A 17,252-nucleotide genomic window follows, 5' to 3' on the forward strand; every position below is an offset into this window, starting at 1 on the left:
CACAACTCGCCCACGGGCCGGGCCACATGCGGGCCCACGCACCGGCCCACATAGCACTCGGCCTTCCCCGGCCGACTCCTCCCCACGGCGTACGGCAGGGTGCCGCCGCAGCACGTAGGCTCGGGCTACTGAAGAAAAAACGTCGTCGAATGCCAGGAGCGAAGCCGTGATTCCCGGTGGTGGGCAGCCCGACATGCAGCAGTTGCTGCAGCAGGCGCAGAAGATGCAGCAGGACCTCGCCGCGGCACAGCAGGAACTGGCCGAGACCCCCGTCGAGGGCTCCGCGGGCGGCGGTCTCGTCAAGGCCACGGTGACCGGTACGGGAGAGCTCAAGGGCCTGGTCATCGACCCGAAGGCCGTGGATCCTGAGGACACGGAGACCCTCGCGGATCTGGTGCTCGCGGCCGTACGGGACGCGACCGGTGCCGCGCAGGATCTCCAGCAGTCCAAGCTCGGCCCGCTCGCGCAGGGCCTCGGCGGTGGCATGCCGGGGCTGCCGTTCTGAACCGATGAACGGAGGGCGGGACGGGGGCGCTCGGAGGAGCGTTCGCACCAGGCGCCCGCACCGGGCACAGCGGAGCTGATTCTGTCCTTAGGACGGATCAACTAGCGTACGCAGCAGGTAGATGATTGGAGACGGCGATCCGTGTATGAAGGCGTGGTCCAGGACCTCATCGACGAGTTGGGCAGGCTGCCCGGCGTCGGTCCCAAGAGCGCGCAGCGGATCGCCTTTCACATTCTCCAGGCCGAGCCGGCCGACGTCCGCCGGCTCGCCCACGCGCTGGCCGAGGTCAAGGAGAAGGTCCGGTTCTGCGGCGTGTGCGGCAACGTGGCCCAGGAGGAGCAGTGCCGGGTCTGCCAGGACCCGCGCCGCGACCCTGCGGTCATCTGCGTCGTCGAGGAGCCCAAGGACGTCGTCGCGATCGAGCGGACGCGTGAGTTCCGGGGCCGCTACCACGTACTCGGCGGGGCGATCAGCCCCATCGAGGGCGTCGGCCCGGACGACCTGCGGATCAGGGAACTGCTGGCCAGGCTCGCCGACGGCGCCGTCACGGAGCTGATCCTGGCCACCGACCCGAATCTCGAGGGGGAGGCCACGGCCACCTACCTCGCCCGTATGGTCAAGCCCATGGGTCTGAAGGTCACGCGACTGGCCAGCGGGCTCCCTGTCGGGGGGGACCTGGAGTACGCGGACGAGGTCACGCTGGGTCGTGCCTTCGAAGGGAGACGACTTCTCGATGTCTGACGCCACGCTCCACGATGCCAAGCAGGATCCGGACGACTTCGCCGTACAGATCGCCGACCAGGTGGAGAGCTTCATCGTCGCCGTCACGGAAGTGGCCAAGGGCGACGAGCCGGGCAGCGCGATCCCGTATCTCCTGCTGGAGGTGTCGCAGCTCCTGCTCGCGGGCGGGCGGCTGGGCGCGCACGAGGACATCGTCCCGGACGAACGCTACGAGGCCGACGCGGGCCCGGAGCCGGACGACGTCGACGAGCTGCGCGAGCGGTTCGCCGTGCTGCTGGACCCCGCGGACGTCTACTCCGAGGTCTTCGACCCGTACGTACCGCGCAGCGAGCCGGTCGCGTGCCGGATCTCCGACGACCTGGCGGACATCATCACCGACCTGCGGCACGGCATGGCCCACTACCGGGCGGGGCGTGTGACCGAGGCGCTGTGGTGGTGGCAGTTCTCGTACTTCTCCAACTGGGGGCCCACGGCGTCGGCCACGCTGCGTGCGCTGCAGTCGCTGCTGGCCCACATCCGTACCGAGTCCCCGCTGGACGAGCTCGACGGCCTGGACACGGACGCCGGGGCGGCCGAGGACGGGGCGCTGGAGGAAGAGGCGGGCCGGGTGATGGCCGAGGAGATCGCGGCACCGCTGGGACTGCGCCCCGCACGGCGCTGAGCCCCGCCCCAACGGCGTCCGGGGCCCGTACGAGGAGCGGCGGACCGTCCGCATCCGCACGGGCACCCGTTCCGTGTGAACTGAATTACGTTTCCGTGTGTTCTGCCCAAGGGCGGGCAGGTGCTTCCGCGGAGCGGGCACGGCGGGTCGCGGGTCCTCTCGATGATCACTGAATGGGACGCCGTCTCGCGATGTGATACCGAGGTGGCCAGTTCCTCCTGCTCGTTAAACTGAGCCGACCGAAGGATCCTGATTCGGGGTCCCCGGAAGACATGAGTTGCGAGGAGCGCACGTGGGCCTTGTCGTGCAGAAGTACGGCGGCTCCTCCGTTGCGGATGCCGAAGGCATCAAGCGCGTCGCCAAGCGGATCGTCGAAGCCAAGCGAACCGGCCACCAGGTGGTCGTCGTGGTCTCGGCGATGGGTGACACGACGGACGAGCTGATCGATCTCGCCCAGGAGGTATCTCCGATGCCTGCCGGGCGTGAGTTCGACATGCTGCTGACCGCCGGAGAGCGGATCTCCATGGCGCTGCTGGCGATGGCGATCAAAAACCTCGGACACGAGGCGCAGTCGTTCACCGGCAGCCAGGCAGGACTCATCACCGACTCGGTCCACAACAAAGCGCGGATCATCGATGTGACGCCGGGCCGGATCCAGGCGTCCGTGGATGAGGGCAACATCGCCATCGTCGCCGGATTCCAGGGTGTGTCCCAGGACAAGAAGGACATCACCACCCTCGGCCGCGGCGGATCGGACACCACGGCCGTCGCGCTGGCAGCGGCGCTGAACGCCGAGGTGTGCGAGATCTACACCGACGTGGACGGTGTCTTCACCGCCGACCCCCGGGTCGTGAAGAAGGCCCGCAAGATCGACTGGATCTCCTTCGAGGACATGCTGGAGCTCGCCGCCTCGGGCTCCAAGGTGCTGCTGCACCGCTGCGTCGAGTACGCGCGCCGCTACAACATCCCGATCCACGTCCGGTCGTCCTTCTCCGGCCTGAAGGGCACCTGGGTCAGCAACGAGTCGCACCAGTCGCACAAGCAAGGGGAACTACCGATGGAGCAGGCACTCATCTCGGGGGTTGCCCACGACACGTCCGAGGCCAAGGTCACGGTCGTCGGCGTCCCGGACAAGCCGGGCGAGGCCGCGACGATCTTCCGGGCGATCGCGGACGCCGAGATCAACATCGACATGGTCGTGCAGAACGTGTCGGCGGCCTCCACCGGTCTCACCGACATCTCCTTCACCCTGCCGAAGACCGAGGGTAAGAAGGCCATCGGCGCCCTGGAGCGCGCGAAGTCCGCCATCGGCTTCGAATCCCTCCGCTACGACGACCAGATCGCCAAGATCTCGCTCGTCGGCGCGGGCATGAAGACCAACCCGGGCGTCACCGCGACCTTCTTCGAGGCCCTGTCGAACGCCGGGGTCAACATCGAGCTGATCTCCACCTCGGAGATCCGTATCTCCGTGGTGACCCGCGCCGACGACGTCAACGAAGCCGTCCGCGCCGTGCACACGGCTTTCGGACTCGACAGCGAGTCCGACGAGGCCGTCGTGTACGGAGGGACGGGCCGATGACAACGGCCCGGGCCGCGGGCGACAAGCCCACTCTCGCCGTCGTCGGCGCCACCGGCGCCGTCGGCACGGTGATGCTCGGCATCCTCTCCGAGCGTGCCGACATCTGGGGCGAGATCCGGCTCATCGCCTCGCCTCGCTCGGCCGGCAAGAAGCTCACCGTGCGCGGTGAGGAGGTCGAGGTCGTCGCCCTGAGCGAGGAGGCCTTCGAGGGCGTGGACGTCGCGATGTTCGACGTGCCCGACGAGGTCTCGGCCCAGTGGGCCCCTGTCGCCGCCGCCAAGGGCGCGATCGCCGTGGACAATTCGGGTGCCTTCCGTATGGACCCGGATGTTCCCCTGGTGGTGCCCGAGGTGAACGCCCATGCCGCGCGGACCCGTCCGCGCGGCATCATCGCCAACCCCAACTGCACGACGCTCTCGATGATCGTCGCGCTGGGCGCCCTGCACGCCGAGTTCGAGCTGAGCGAGCTGATCGTCTCCTCGTACCAGGCGGTCTCGGGCTCGGGGAAGGAAGGCATCGACACCCTCCGCGAGCAGATCGCCAAGGTCGCGGGTACGGAACTGGGCGCGCAGCCCGGTGACGTACGCCGCGCCGTCGGTGAACTGGGCCCGTACCCGGCGCCGATCGCGTACAACGTCGTGCCGTTCGCGGGCTCGCTGAAGGAGGACGGCTGGTCCTCCGAGGAGCTGAAGGTCCGCAACGAGTCCCGCAAGATCCTGGGGCTGCCGAACCTAAGAGTCACCGCGACCTGCGTCCGCGTCCCCGTGATCACCACGCACTCGCTGACCGTGCACGCGCGGTTCGAGAATCCGGTCACGGTCGCCGAGGCGCACGAGATCCTCAGCGCCGCGCCGGGCGTCGTGGTCTGCGACAACCCGGCCGAGGGCGAGTACCCGACGCCCGCGGACGTCGTGGGCACGGACCCGACCTGGGTCGGCCGGGTGCGGCGCTCGCTGGACGACCCCAACGCGCTGGAGCTGTTCGTCTGCGGCGACAACCTCCGCAAGGGAGCCGCGCTCAACACCGCCCAGATCGCGGAACTTGTGGCCGCGGAGCTGGCGGCCGCGTAGGACGCTCCTGGCGGCAGGCCGCGCGGAACGGTGTGCGACAGCCCCGCTGGACTTGTGAAGATTGAGTGAGCAAGTACATGGTCCGTGCCGCTTGATACGGGACATGTGCCTGTTCGAGAATTCGCTCCCCGCCTACTGCAACCGGCAGTTGGGCGGGGAGCGTCTTTGTGGTCGTCCTTCCGAGTCGCTGCGGCAAATGGGGCATTCAGGAAAGAATGGTGCGCATGAGGGCATTTGGTCCGTCAGTAAAAGCGGTGGCTCACGCGTACAACCCTGACGGGGGGCAGCGTGTCCAACAAGCGTGGCAGAGGTTTTCGGCATGGCAGCGACCCATGGGGCCGGCGCAGCGGTACTGCGTCCGGTCGGTCTCGGCGCGACCGGCGGCATGCCGGTGATCGCGCCCGTGCCCGCCGTGCCTCCCGCCCGCATCCCGTCGCAGCGCGAGGATTCTGACGGCGCAATGACAGCGGGCACCACAGTCGACCACCTGACCGAGACCTACCGCGCCCACTACAGGTCGCTCCTCGGTCTCGCCGCCCTGCTCCTGGACGACACCGCCTCCTGCGAGGACGTCGTCCAGGAAGCCTTCATCCGTGTGCACTCCGCGCGCAACCGGGTCCGCGACCCGGAGAAGACCCTCGCCTACCTGCGGCAGACGGTCGTCAACCTCTCCCGCTCCGCCCTGCGCCGCCGCATCCTCGGACTGAAGCTGCTCTCCAAGCCCATGCCCGACATGGCGAGCGCCGAGGAAGGCGCGTACGAGCAGCTGGAGCGCGACCAGTTGATCCAGGCCATGCGCGGACTGCAGCGCAGGCAGCGCGAGGTGCTCGTGCTGCGCTACTTCGCCGACATGACCGAAGCACAGGTCGCCGAGACGCTCGGCATATCACTGGGCTCCGTCAAGGCGTACGGTTCGCGGGGAATCGCGGCGCTGCGCGTCGCCATGGAGGCCCCGGCATGAGCAACCAGCACGACGGACCCGACAGCCCGAAGGGGCTGGACGGTCTGCTGCACGACCTGAGACAACCCTCCGGCCCCGAGGACCAGCAGCCGGAAGGCGATCGGCGCACGCACGGACGACCGGACGGCGGTCGGCGTACGGACGGACGACCGGACGGCGATCGGCGTACGGATGCGAGCGGACATACGGATGCGAGCCGGCGTACGGACGAGGGCAGGCGTACGGACGAGGGCAGGCGTACGGACGGCGATCGGCGTACGGACGCGAGCGCGGACCCGGACGAGGCAGCGACCTCGGATGAGCGAGCGGGCTCGGACGCAGGCACGCGTACGGATGCCGGCGCGGGCCCGGACGAGGGGGCGCGCCCGGGCGGCAGCATGGGTTCGGGCGGCGGCATGGGCCCCGACGACGGTACGGGTACGGGCCCTGACGACGGCATGCGCCCGGACGAAGAGGCGCTGCGGCGGCTGCTGCACACCGCCGTCGACGAACTCGAGCCCTCGCCAGAGGCCCTGGAACACCTCCGGCGCGCCGTTCCCGCCCGCCGCGCCCGCAAGCGGCAGGCCTTCGTCGGCGCGGCCGCCGCGGTGCTGCTCGTCGGCACCGCCGTCCCCGCACTGATGCACGTCGCCCTGACCGACGAGAACGGGGACCGCCCCGCCAACGCCGGACACAGCGAAGTCGCGCAGGGCGGCGCCACCAACGGCTCCCAGTCCGACGACGGAGACGGTTCCACGGACGTCACACCGTCCGACGACGAGACCGGCGGCAGCGAGAAGGACGGCAAGAGCGGCGGCAAGGGCGACAAGTCCGAGGAGCCGGGCGGCAGTACGGCCGGTTCAGGCGTCGGACCGTCCGAGACCATGGCAGCCACCTCTCCGGTCTGCTCCCGAGACCAGCTCAGCAGCGGCGGGGCCACCCCCGGCACGCTGGACGGCGCGAGCACCGTCTACGGATCGTTCCGGGTCTCCAACACCTCCGGCAGCGCATGCGCGATCGACGGCGGCGGTCTCGTCGTCGCGTCCGCGCAGGGAGGCGCCGACGGGAGCCGGATCAGCGTCATCGACCACACGGCGGGCGATGCCGCATCGGGCCTGCCCGATCCGGCCACCGAGCCGCAGCGAGTGATCCTCAAGCCGGGCCTGGCATACGAGATCAAGTTCGCCTGGATCCCGGCGGACGGCGGCTCGGGCGGCTGCCCCGCTCCCGGCAACTCACCGGATCCGGGCGGCACGGGCGAACCGGGCGGACAGCCCGCGGCCGACGGGGCGGCGGACGACCCCGCACCGCCCGCGGGAAGCATCGTGCTCAGCCACACGCCCCAGTCGGGCGACCCGGCGGCGACGAGCGCCACGATCAGCAACGCCTGCGCCGGGACGATCTATCGCACGGGAGCGCTGGAGGCGTCCTGACCGCGCGGCACGCTCCGCGCAGGACACCTGAACGCACCCGGTGAAGACCTCGGGAGGGGAGGAGAGCGGGGCGGGCCTGTCTTCGAGGCCCGCCCCGCCGGACGTCCACCTGGGGGTCTTGAGTTCCGGGCCTTGAGGCATCGGGTCTTGGGGCTCCGGGTCTTGGGGCTCCGGGTCTTCGGGCTCCCGGTTGTGGCGCCCACGTGGTGCCCACGGTTGTGGTGCGCACGTGGTGCCCACGGTTGTGGTGCCTGTCAGCCGTCGAGGCGCCGCCGCTTCGCGGTCCGCTGTCCGGTATCTGCCGGCCGTCCGCTGTTCGACCGGGGCGTCGGCGGACGGGGCGTGAAGCGCACCCCGGCGGGGGGCGCCCGGCCCGGGGCCCGTACCGTGGTGGTGTGTACCGATTCCTGTTGACGCCCCGCTGGTGGGGCATCAATCTTTTCGTCGTGCTGGGCGTGCCCTTCTGCCTGTTCATGGGGAGCTGGCAGCTCGGTCGCTTCGAGACGCGCGTCGAATCCCACCAGGAAGCGAAGCGGGACCAGGACATCCACGCCTCGCAGAAGGCTCAACCGCTGGAGCGCCTGCTCCCCGTCACCAAGGTGACCTGGGGACGGCCGGCCACCGCGACCGGCCGCTACGAGGACGACCAACTGCTCGTCCCGGACCGGCGGCTGGACGAGAAGTCCGGCTTCTACGTCCTCACCCTGCTCCGTACGGACGCGGGCAAGGCCCTCCCCGTCGTCCGCGGCTGGCTGCCCGGCGACGCGGACAACGCGTCCGACCGTGCACGGGTGCCCGCACCGCCGCGCGGCGAGGTCACTGTGACCGGAGCGCTCCAGGCGTCGGAGAACCAAGGCACGGGCGGAGTCCACGCGAACGGCGGTCTGAGCGAGGGCCAGGTCGGCATGATCAGCGCCGCGTCGCTGGTCAACCTGGTGCCGTATCCGGTGCACAACGCCTGGATCACCCTCCCCGAGGGCGAGACACCGGGCGGCCTGCGCGCGGTGCCCGCGGCCGCCGTCGAAGGCTCCGGTCTCGACCTCAAGGCTTTCCAGAACCTCGGCTACACCGGCGAGTGGTTCGTCTTCGCAGGCTTCGTCCTCTTCATGTGGTTCCGACTCGTCCGCCGCGAGGTGGAGAGCCAGCGCGACCTCGCGCTGGGTCTTCTGCCGGAGCAGGCCGAGTCGTCGGCGTCCCCGGGGGAGCAGCAGGCGGATCCGTCGCCGGAGTCGGCGGCCTCCGCGCAGCAAGGTGCCGAGCGCGGTGCTGAGCGAGATGCCGAGCAAGGTGCTGAGCGAGGCGCCGGACAGGCGCGGGAGCAGACGGAACCGTCGCAGGAGCAGGCCGAGTCCACGGCTGCTCGTCCCTGACGGGGGCGGGCGCGTACTGTCCGGCGGCGCGGTTCAGCCCGGCACGGCGGGATGTGTGGCTGGCGGGGCGGCGACCTCTCTCCGAGGCGGCGGGTCGTGCGGCTGGCGGGGCGGGGCCTCTGGCGGCGGGTCGTGCGGCTGGCGCGGCAGGGTCTTCTCTTCCACGGCGGGGTTTGCCTGGCACCGCTCGTTCACCTCTCTGGGGGCCCTCCCCCCCCGCCCCTCCCCACCCTCCACAAGTCCCCAGCCCACCCCCCCGCCCGCAGGCAGCGCCCCCTTCCCGGCGGGGACTGTGGCCCCGCCGGGAAGGGCGGACGGTTCGCCGCCGGGTTGGACTGTCCGCGTCAGTCCGTCGCCGGCAGATGCCGCTCCGCGAAGTCGATCTCCATACGGAGCTGCTTGATGCGCTCCTCCACGACCAGCGAGCCGTGCCCCGCGTCGTACCGGTACACCTCGTGCGGTGCGTCCCGTTCCTCCAGCTTGCGGACGTAGTTCTCGACCTGGCGGATCGGGCAGCGCGGGTCGTTCATGCCCGCCGAGATGTGGACGGGCGCCCGCACCTGGTCGACGTACGTCAGCGGTGACGACGCCGTGAACCGCTCCGGCACCTCTTCCGGGGTGCCGCCCAGCAGGGTGCGGTCCATCGCCTTCAGCGCCTCCATCTCGTCGTGGTACGCGGTGACGTAGTCGGCGACCGGCACGGCTGCCAGGCCGACGGCCCACACGTCCGGCTGTGTGCCGAGGCCGAGCAGCGTCAGATAGCCGCCCCATGATCCGCCCGCGAGGACGAGCCGGGAGGGGTCCGCGAGGCCGGACTCCACGGCCCACACCCGCACCGCATCGATGTCCTCGAGTTCGATGAGCCCGACGCGGTGCTTGAGGGCGTCCGTCCACTCCCGCCCGTAGCCGGTCGAGCCGCGGTAGTTGACGCGAACGACGGCGAAGCCGTGGTCGACCCAGGCCGCGGGTCCTCCGGCGAAGGCGTCGCTGTCGTGCCAGGTCGGTCCGCCATGGATGTCGAAGACGGTGGGGAAGGGGCCTTCGCCCTCCGGCTTCTGCACGAGCGCGTGCACCTTGCCGCCGGGGCCGTCCACCCACGCGTCCGTGACCGGTACGGATCCCGGCGCCTTCATACCGGGCGGGTCGAGAACCGTGCGCCCCGTCGTGGACCGGACGGCGGGGGGCCGTTCGGCGGAGGACCAGAGGTACTCCACGGAACCGTCGGGGCGCGCCGTCGCGCCCGAGACCGTGCCCGCCGGGGTTTCAAGCTGTATCAGTGCGGCGGTGGCGAGTTCGTAGCGGTACAGCTCGCTGCGCGCGTGGTGGCTGTGCTCGATGAGGAGTGCTGACCCGTCCGGGTACCACTCGGCGCCGACGTCGCCGGGCAGGTCGATGGCCAGGGCGGTCTCCTCGTGCGTCGCCGGGTCCCAGATCATCGGCACCCAGCGCCCGTCCCGCTGGTGTCCGACGAGCATCCGGGAGTCGCCGTCGACGGGGGCGAACCCGAGGCAGGCCAGGCCCAGTTCCTCGGTGCCGCCCTTGGTGTCGTCGAGTTCGGCCACGACCGAGCCGTCGAGGCGGACCACGCGGAGCGCCGAGTGCATGGCGTCGCCGTGCTCGGTGTGCTCGATCGCGATGAGCGTGGAGTCGTGGGACAGATCGCCGACGTCCGCCGATTCGCGATGCCGGTAGATCTCCACGGGGCGCGCCGGTTCGCCGTCGCCGGCGGCCTTGAGGACGTGGATGGTGGAGCCGTCCTCGTCAGTGGACCGGCCGACGACCACCGTGCCGTCGCGCCCGAGTGCGAGCCCGGCGGGGTAGGAGGGGTCGAGTCCGGGCGTCGCGGGCTCGTCGTCACCGCCCCCGAAGGGCTGCCGCATCCACACGCCGAACTCGTCACCGTCGGTGTCGCTGAACCACCACAGCCATGCGCCGTCGGGCGACAGCGTGCCGTCCGTGGTGCCGTTCGGGCGGTCGGTGGCCTGCCGCTGATCGCCGGTCGCGCGATCCCAGGTGTACAGCTCGTACGTCCCGGTCGCGTTGGAGACGAAGAGGGAACGGTGGGGCGCGTCCTCCGCCCAGTCCGGCAGCCCGACCCGCGGTGCCCTGAAGCGCTTCTCCCAGTCCGGCATGGATTCCAGGGACTCCGTGGACCTCGCGGGTCCGGTGCTCTCATCAGTCATGACCCCATTCTGCGCAGACGGGCGGACAACGTGGTGGCGATGGCCGCAGCCTGTGGATAACCTCCGATCTCATGCACAAATCCGACGGCCCGGACTCTCGTGGCGGTGACTGGCTTCACGCCAACCGCGTCCTGTGGGACGACAGCGACTCGGTGCACGGCGCGGTCGGCCCCCAGGAGGTCGACGCCTTCCGGCGGGGCGAGGACACCGTCCGCGATTTCGAGGCCGCCGAGATCGGGCCCGTGACCGGAAGGTCGCTCCTCCATCTGCAGTGCCACATCGGGGTGGACGCGCTCTCCTGGGCGCGGCGCGGCGCGGGCCCGGTCGTCGGACTCGACGCTTCGGAGCCGGCCGTCGACGTCGCCCGCGAGCTGGCCGCCGAGGCCGGGTTCACCGCGGACCGTGCCGCCTTCGTCGCCGCCGATGTCGACGATGCCGCCGAAGCGGTCCCCGACACCTCGTACGACATCGTGTATTCCGGTCCCGGCGCCCTGTGGCGGCTGCCGGACGTCGCCCGCTGGGCCGAGATCGCCGCTTCTCTCGTCGCTCCGGGCGGTTTCCTCTACCTGGCCGAGTTCCATCCCGTGGCCGAGGTGTTCGACGACGGGACCGGCACCCGGCTCGTCCACGACTACTTCAGCGGTGACCCGTGGGCCGGCGAGGCCCCGGAGCGGTACGGCGACACCGGCACCGGCACCGGCACCGGCACCGGCACCGGCATCGACGTCAGCACCGACACGGGCACCGGCATCGACGTCGGCACCGGCATGGTTACCGGCGCGGCAGGCCAAGAAGCCCGTACGGCAGGGGGCCACCGCAGTCCCGGGTGGCAGCACCCGGTCGGCGAGGTCGTCTCCGCGCTCGCGGCCGCCGGGTTGCGGATCGAGTTCCTGCACGAGCACGACATGACCGTCCGCCGGAGGTTCCCGGCCCTGCGGCGCGGCGACGACGGCCTGTTCCGCCTCCCGCAGGACCGTCCGCGGATCCCCCTCATGTACAGCGTCCGCGCGGCCCGCACCTGAGGTCGCCGAGCTCGCCGAGAGCGCTCACGGCACGTCCCGGACGGGCGGGCCTGTAGTCCCCGTTGCTGGTCACACACCGTACGGTCACGATTACCGGCGTCCTCGCCCGCGCCGATCACCCCTCCAGATGAGAACCTGATGTCAGGGGACTCGTCCGGTTGGGAGTGATCCCGATGGGAACCAGCATGCATGTCGTCTGGAGCAAGAAGGAGCCCGGCCAGGTCGTCTACGAGACGTACAAGATCGTGGCGGCGGAGAAGGCGGAGGGACCGGAGCCGACGGTGAGGAGCCGTCGGCACGAGGTGCATGTCCGCAGCCGGGCCCACGCGGCGGAGATCGCCGCCGACAAGGGCTACGAGCTGTTCGGCGAGGGCGAGGCGTGGGAGAGCCTGCCCGACGACTGAGCGCCGCGCGGTCCTCCCACGCGGAGTGCGGTGAGCGCGGTGAGTGCGGTGAGCGCGGCGGGCCGGGTGAGCGGGCCGGTCCAGGTGATGCGCGGCGAGGGTATCGCCGGACCCCGCGGAGCCGGGTGATCGCGGACATCCGACGTCCGTGAAAGCGGCACACGAACGACACCCCCGGTACGGCCGGGCGACGCTTTGCGCCCCCTACTGTGGCCGCTCCGTCCGACGCCCGCCCCGCCACCCGAGGACAGCATGATGACGGCAACCCTCGCCAGTGCAGAGCAGCAGCGCCCACGCCGGTTCGACGACGTCAAAGGGTGGTTCCCCAGCCTCGACCAGGTGCTCTTCGCCGCGCTCCTCTCCCGTCAGCGGCGCAGGGGGGAGCGGGGCGATCTGCTCGAGATGGGTGTGTACCTGGGCAAGAGCGCGATCTTCACCGGCACCTTCCGCGGTGACGGCGAGCGCTTCACGGTCTGCGATCTCTTCGACGCGCCCGCGCCCGACGAGTCCAACGCGGCCGAGGCCCGTAAGTCCTACGCCTCCCTCACCCGCGTCGCCTTCGAGGAGAACTACCTCGCCTTCCACGACGGGCTGCCCGAGGTCGTGCAGGCCACCACCTCCGTCCTGGACGGCCGTATCCCGCCGGACACCTGCAGGTTCGTGCACATCGACGCATCGCACCTGTACGAGCACGTGGTCGGCGACATCGGGATCGCGCGGCAGTCCCTGCTGCCCGGCGGGCTCGTCGTCCTGGACGACTTCCGGTCCGAGCACACGCCCGGCGTGGCCGCCGCGACCTGGGAGGCCGTCTTCAACCGCGGGCTCAGGCCCGTCTGCCTCAGCACCCAGAAGCTGTACGGGACCTGGGACGACCCGGAGCCGGTGCAGGAGGACCTGCTCGCCGAGGCGCGCGACCGCGGCGACATGAACATCAGCGTCCAGGAGATCGCCGGCCGGCGGGTCGTGCGGTTCTCCGGCCGTCCCCGGCCTCCGGTCGCCCCGGTGTCCCGGTTCGCCGGTGATCCCGCGCCGGCCGGGGCGGCTCCGTCCTCCACGGCTCCCGCACGGGCGGCGGCCCGCCGCTCCGCAGTCCGCCGCGTCGCGGCCGACTTCCTGCCGCCCGTCGTCACCCGCGCGATCCGGCGCCGCCGCGGCTGACATCGCCGCGCAGCCTCGACGTCCGACGTCCGAAGCCCCCGACCGCACAGCGAACTCCTGTGTCCGCCCTGGCTGTTGAGGACGAGGGCGGACCCGTCCTCACGTCGCGGCGAGCGCGAGGCGGAGCAGGGCGCGATCGCTGCCGTGCGCCCCGATCGCGCACAGTCCCACCGGCAGCCCGCCCACCCTCATCAAGGGCAGCGCCACGCACGGCAGCCCGGCGAGGGACGCCAGGCACGTGAGCCGTACGGTCGCCTGCCGGGTCGCCGTCCTGCCTTCGCTGTCTGCGCCGGCGGGCGGGGCGGGGGCGCTGGTGGCGGGCAGCAGCAGCACGGTGTCCGGCGGTACGGCGTCCCGCAGTGTGCGGGTGGCCTCGTCCAGGACCGCTCGTGCCGTGGCCCGCTCCTCGGCCGTCACTGCCGCCGCCCGCGCGAACCGCGTGGTCACGCCGGGCCCGAGAGCGCCGGGGTGGGCGTCGACCCACGCGCCGTCGGACTGCCAGGCCTGCGCGAGCTGCACCGTGGTGAACGCGACCGCCCACTCCGTCTGGTCCCCGGGCAGGGCAGGCGTCTCCTCGATCCGCAGCCCTGCTCGCCGGGCCAGCTCAGAAGCCGCAGGGCGGAAAGCTGCGCGGACCGGCTCGCCCGCCAGATCCAGCAGGTCCGTCACCACACGGGCGAGGCGCGGCGCGGGGAGACCGGGGGCCGCGGGCGGCAGCAGGACGTCCCCGAGCCGCCCGAGCAGCGCCGCGTCCCTCGCCAGCCAGCCGACGGTGTCGAAGGCCGGGGCCAGCGGCAGCAGGCCGGTGACGGGGACGGCGCCGTGCGTCGGCCGCATGCCGTGGAGCCCGCAGTACGAGGCGGGTACCCGGACGGAACCCGCCGTGTCGCTGCCGAGTCCGGCGTCCGCCTGCCCGAGGGCGACGGCGCTCGCCGGTCCGCTGGAGGAGCCGCCGGGCACCCGGCCGGGAGCAGCGGGGTTCGGCGGGGTGCCGTAGTGCGCGTTGGTGCCGTTGAGGCTGTAGGCGAACTCGTCGGTCTGCGCGATGCCGGTGATGTCGGCACCCGCCTCCAGCAGGGCTCGTACGGCCCAGGCGTGCTCGGCCTCCGGGGACGCCTCGGCCAGCCGGTACGGGTTGCCCGCGCCGATCCGGTGTCCCGCGACGGCGAAGAGGTCCTTGACCGCCAGGCGTACGCCGCGCAGCGGGCCGCTGCCGGATCCGGCGACCAGAGGCTCGCCCCGTACTCGCCAGACCGTGGTGTCCGCCGCACCGGACGGGTTCGGTCCCATCGTGCCTCCCTGCTCGGCGGCGGCTGCCGGGCCGACGATCGGCGGGCTCACCACTGAGTCCTTCCCGCGGCGTGCGCCACCGACGCGCCGCGACGCCACATGCCCGCCCGTTCCCGAGCCCGCGTGGCCCGCCGGGCGAGCGCACACTGGATGTATGACCGGGGCGATCGTCACCGGGGCCGGGGAGCGTGAGGACCTGCTGACCGCGGCCGTCGCGAGGGCCGTCGAAGCGTCCGGCGCGTACTCCGGCAGCATCTTCCTGCGCTCGCGGGACCGCCGTTCGATCGTGCTCGCCGCCACCTGCGGGATGCCGCCGTCCCAGCTCGGCGGCTGGCACCTCATCGCGGTCGGCAGCCCCATCCCCGTCGCCGCCGCCTACAGCTCCGGGCGCACCGTCCACCTGTCCGACGGTGATGAGACGATGCGCCGCTACCCCCAGCTCGCCGTGGCCCTGCCGTACGCGTTCGGCTCCTGCTCGGTGCCCGTGGGCACGGACAAGGAGACGTTCGGCGCTCTGGCGGTCGTCTGGTCTGCGCCCAACGGCAGTCCAGGGCTCTCCAAGGCCCGGCGCCGCCAGGTGCGCACCATCGCCGCGCGGCTCGGGGCCTCCCTGGCGGAGCTGCGTGACCGTACGGGCGACCCCGTGGAGTGCGACGGAAAGACGACGCCCGTAGAGGCGCCCGCCGTCACGGCACCGGCGGTGCGGGTCGGCATCTTCGACTGGGATCTCGCCGCGGGCACTCTGGCCGCGGACGACGAGTTCTGCTCGATCTTCGGTCTCGATCCCAGCGCCTTCGACGGACGGATCGACACCCTCACCCGCCGCCTGCACCCCGGCGACCTGGCCGCCTTCCGCGCCGCCGCGCGGGAGGCGACGTCCCGGGGCCGGGTCGCCGCGCAGCGCTTGCGGATCCGGGACAGCGGAGGCGGCGGGCCCGGAGGCGAGACGTACCGCGTCGCCGAGCTGTGGGGCCGCCGTACGCCCGGCCCGCCCGAGGACCGGGAGAGCGCCCATGTCATCGGGGCGGTCGTCGACGCGCAGGTCGGGACGGCGGCCGTCGCGGCAGTCGAGCGGTTGCGGGACGGGCTGTTCTCGCTCGCCCCGGACGGCCGGGTCACCTACGCCAATCCCAGCCTGGTCTCTCTCCTCGGCATCGGGGTGGAGGACCTGCTCGGTCAGAGCCTGTGGGACGTCCTGCCGTGGCTGTCCGACCCCGCGTTCGAGTTCCGCCACCGCTCGGCGATGGTCTCGCAGCAGCCCGCCTCGTTCCTGGCCCGCCGTCCGCCCGACCAGTGGATCGCCTTCTCCCTTCACCCCGACGCGAACGGGGTGACGGGCCGCGCGGTACCCGTGGGCCGGCTTCCGGCGGCCGCGACCGCCCCGGCCGCCGCGGCCCCCGCCGCGGCGGGGGAGACGGCGGCGTCGGCGATCGCCCCCGCCGTCACCGCACCGGCCCGCCTCGGCGTGATGTACCACGTGCTGCAGCTCGGCAGCGCGCTGACCGAGGCCGTCACGGTGCGCGAGGTCTGCACGGCCGTCGCCGAGCAGCTCCTCCCTGCCTTCGGCGGCCAGGAGCTGGCGGTGTTCGCCGCCCGGGAGGGCAAGATGCACCTGCTCTTCAGGACCGGCCGCCACAAGGGGTTCCTGGATTGGCTGGAGGGGGAGCGCCTTCAGGCGCACCTGCCCGGGACGGAGGCCCTGACCTCCGGGGTCCCGCTGTTCATCGAATCGGAGCAGGACCTGGCCCAGATCTATCCGGGCGTCCCGGCCGGCGAGGCGGGCTCCTGGGCGTATCTGCCGCTGATCGCCTCCAGCCGTCCCCTCGGCACCTGCGTGCTCGGCTTCGACGAGCCCCACCGGTTCGGTACGACCGACCGGAGCGTGCTGACGGCCCTCGCCGGTCTGATCGCCCAGGCGCTGGAACGGGCACGGCTCTACGACGCGGAGTTCGCCCTCGCCCGCGGCCTGCAGCAGGCGCTGCTGCCGCACAGCCTGCCCGAGCTGCCCGGCCTCAGCAGTACCGCCCGCTATCTTCCCGGCACCAGCGGCATGGAGATCGGCGGGGACTGGTACGACGTCATCCCGACCGGTGACGGGGTGTCCCTGGTCGTCGGGGACGTCGAGGGCCACAGTGTGAGCGCCGCGGCCACCATGGCGCAGCTGCGCAGCGCCGTACGGGCGTTCACCGCGGTCGGTCACACCCCGGGCGATGTGGTGGCGGGCGCCAACCGGACCCTCATCGACCTCGATCCGGGCCTGCTGGCCAGCTGCTGCTACGTGCGTCTCGAGCCGGGCCGCCACCGCGCGTACGCCGTCCGGGCCGGTCATCCTCCGCCGCTGCTCCGCCGCCCCGACGGAACGGCGGACGTCCTGGACCTGGAGGTCGGCCCGCTCCTCGGGGTCGACCGGGTGAGCGGCTACCCGGAGACCTTGATCAGCCTTCCGCCGGGTTCGGTCCTCGCCCTCTACACGGACGGTCTCGTCGAGGAGCGCGGTGCGGACATCGATCTCGGGGTCGACCGGCTCAGGGCGTCGCTGGCCCATGCCCGCGCGGACACGCTCGACGAGCTGGCGGACCGGCTGCTCGTCGGGGCACGGCGTTCCTCCTACCGCGCCGACGACATCGCGCTGCTCCTCACCGAGTACGGCGCCGTGACGGCCCTGGTGTCGCCGTGACCACGGCTGTCGTCATCACCACGACCGTCGTCATGACCACGACCTCTGCGCCCGCGATCATGCCCGGCGCCTCGCCCGCCGTGATCGCGGGCGCTCACGGGCGGGACCGGAGGGCGCACACCATCGGAGACGTTTGGGGTGGTTTGGGCAGATTTGCCCCAGTCTGGAGCGGGCATCATTCCCGTGTACGAATCAACCATCGACCAGTGACCGAGCGGA

The 17,252-nt window shown here is 71.9% G+C and carries 14 protein-coding genes; 12 read left to right on the plus strand and 2 right to left on the minus strand.

Annotated elements, in window-relative coordinates; translation table 11 throughout:
* Nucleotides 1-166: 166 nt before the first annotated feature.
* From ABZ822_RS08200 to ABZ822_RS08235, 8 genes are all read left to right on the plus strand, one after another.
* Nucleotides 167-505: a YbaB/EbfC family nucleoid-associated protein gene (locus tag ABZ822_RS08200; protein WP_360848661.1), complete on the plus strand. Its 339-nt coding sequence runs from the start codon at nt 167-169 to the stop codon at nt 503-505.
* 141 nt (nt 506-646) lie between these two features.
* The gene (recR, locus tag ABZ822_RS08205; protein WP_360848664.1) at nt 647-1,246 is read left to right on the plus strand and encodes a recombination mediator RecR; all 600 of its coding nucleotides are present in this window, start codon (nt 647-649) and stop codon (nt 1,244-1,246) included.
* The gene (locus tag ABZ822_RS08210; protein WP_360848667.1) at nt 1,239-1,907 is read left to right on the plus strand and encodes a DUF5063 domain-containing protein; all 669 of its coding nucleotides are present in this window, start codon (nt 1,239-1,241) and stop codon (nt 1,905-1,907) included. Before recR ends, ABZ822_RS08210 begins: the two co-directional genes overlap by 8 nt.
* 292 nt (nt 1,908-2,199) lie before the next feature.
* On the plus strand, nt 2,200-3,486 hold the full coding sequence (locus ABZ822_RS08215) for an aspartate kinase (RefSeq protein WP_360848670.1): 1,287 nt from the start codon (nt 2,200-2,202) through the stop codon (nt 3,484-3,486).
* Nucleotides 3,483-4,556: an aspartate-semialdehyde dehydrogenase gene (locus ABZ822_RS08220; protein ID WP_360848673.1), complete on the plus strand. Its 1,074-nt coding sequence runs from the start codon at nt 3,483-3,485 to the stop codon at nt 4,554-4,556. Before ABZ822_RS08215 ends, ABZ822_RS08220 begins: the two co-directional genes overlap by 4 nt.
* Before the next feature lie 385 nt (nt 4,557-4,941).
* On the plus strand, nt 4,942-5,517 hold the full coding sequence (locus ABZ822_RS08225; protein WP_360848878.1) for a SigE family RNA polymerase sigma factor: 576 nt from the start codon (nt 4,942-4,944) through the stop codon (nt 5,515-5,517).
* A complete protein-coding gene (locus ABZ822_RS08230; RefSeq protein ID WP_360848675.1) occupies nt 5,514-6,929 on the plus strand; it encodes a hypothetical protein in 1,416 nt (471 codons plus the stop codon). Before ABZ822_RS08225 ends, ABZ822_RS08230 begins: the two co-directional genes overlap by 4 nt.
* A 395-nt stretch (nt 6,930-7,324) precedes the next feature.
* Nucleotides 7,325-8,299 (plus strand): SURF1 family protein, encoded by a 975-nt coding sequence (locus ABZ822_RS08235; protein ID WP_360848678.1) that lies wholly within the window; start codon nt 7,325-7,327, stop codon nt 8,297-8,299.
* Nucleotides 8,300-8,643: 344 nt separating this feature from the next.
* Here ABZ822_RS08235 and ABZ822_RS08240 read toward each other — a convergent pair whose 3' ends face one another.
* A complete protein-coding gene (locus tag ABZ822_RS08240) occupies nt 8,644-10,482 on the minus strand; it encodes a prolyl oligopeptidase family serine peptidase (RefSeq protein ID WP_360848681.1) in 1,839 nt (612 codons plus the stop codon).
* 71 nt (nt 10,483-10,553) lie between these two features.
* Here ABZ822_RS08240 and ABZ822_RS08245 point away from each other — a divergent pair, with 71 nt between their 5' ends.
* From ABZ822_RS08245 to ABZ822_RS08255, 3 genes are all read left to right on the plus strand, one after another.
* Complete coding sequence (locus ABZ822_RS08245; RefSeq protein WP_360848684.1) at nt 10,554-11,504, plus strand: class I SAM-dependent methyltransferase; 951 nt, start codon at nt 10,554-10,556, stop codon at nt 11,502-11,504.
* 173 nt (nt 11,505-11,677) lie between these two features.
* Nucleotides 11,678-11,908 (plus strand): hypothetical protein, encoded by a 231-nt coding sequence (locus ABZ822_RS08250; RefSeq protein WP_360848687.1) that lies wholly within the window; start codon nt 11,678-11,680, stop codon nt 11,906-11,908.
* A 255-nt stretch (nt 11,909-12,163) separates the two neighbouring features.
* Entirely contained in the window at nt 12,164-13,066 is a 903-nt protein-coding gene (locus tag ABZ822_RS08255) for a class I SAM-dependent methyltransferase (protein WP_360848881.1), read from the plus strand.
* A 99-nt stretch (nt 13,067-13,165) separates the two neighbouring features.
* Here the strand turns inward: ABZ822_RS08255 and ABZ822_RS08260 are convergent, their stop codons facing one another.
* Entirely contained in the window at nt 13,166-14,407 is a 1,242-nt protein-coding gene (locus tag ABZ822_RS08260) for an amidase (protein ID WP_360848690.1), read from the minus strand.
* Nucleotides 14,408-14,510: 103 nt separating this feature from the next.
* Here ABZ822_RS08260 and ABZ822_RS08265 point away from each other — a divergent pair, with 103 nt between their 5' ends.
* Nucleotides 14,511-17,033 (plus strand): SpoIIE family protein phosphatase, encoded by a 2,523-nt coding sequence (locus ABZ822_RS08265; protein ID WP_360848692.1) that lies wholly within the window; start codon nt 14,511-14,513, stop codon nt 17,031-17,033.
* Nucleotides 17,034-17,252 lie beyond the last annotated feature (219 nt).

This window comes from Streptomyces sp. NPDC047108 (assembly GCF_040643575.1).
GTDB lineage: Bacteria > Actinomycetota > Actinomycetes > Streptomycetales > Streptomycetaceae > Streptomyces.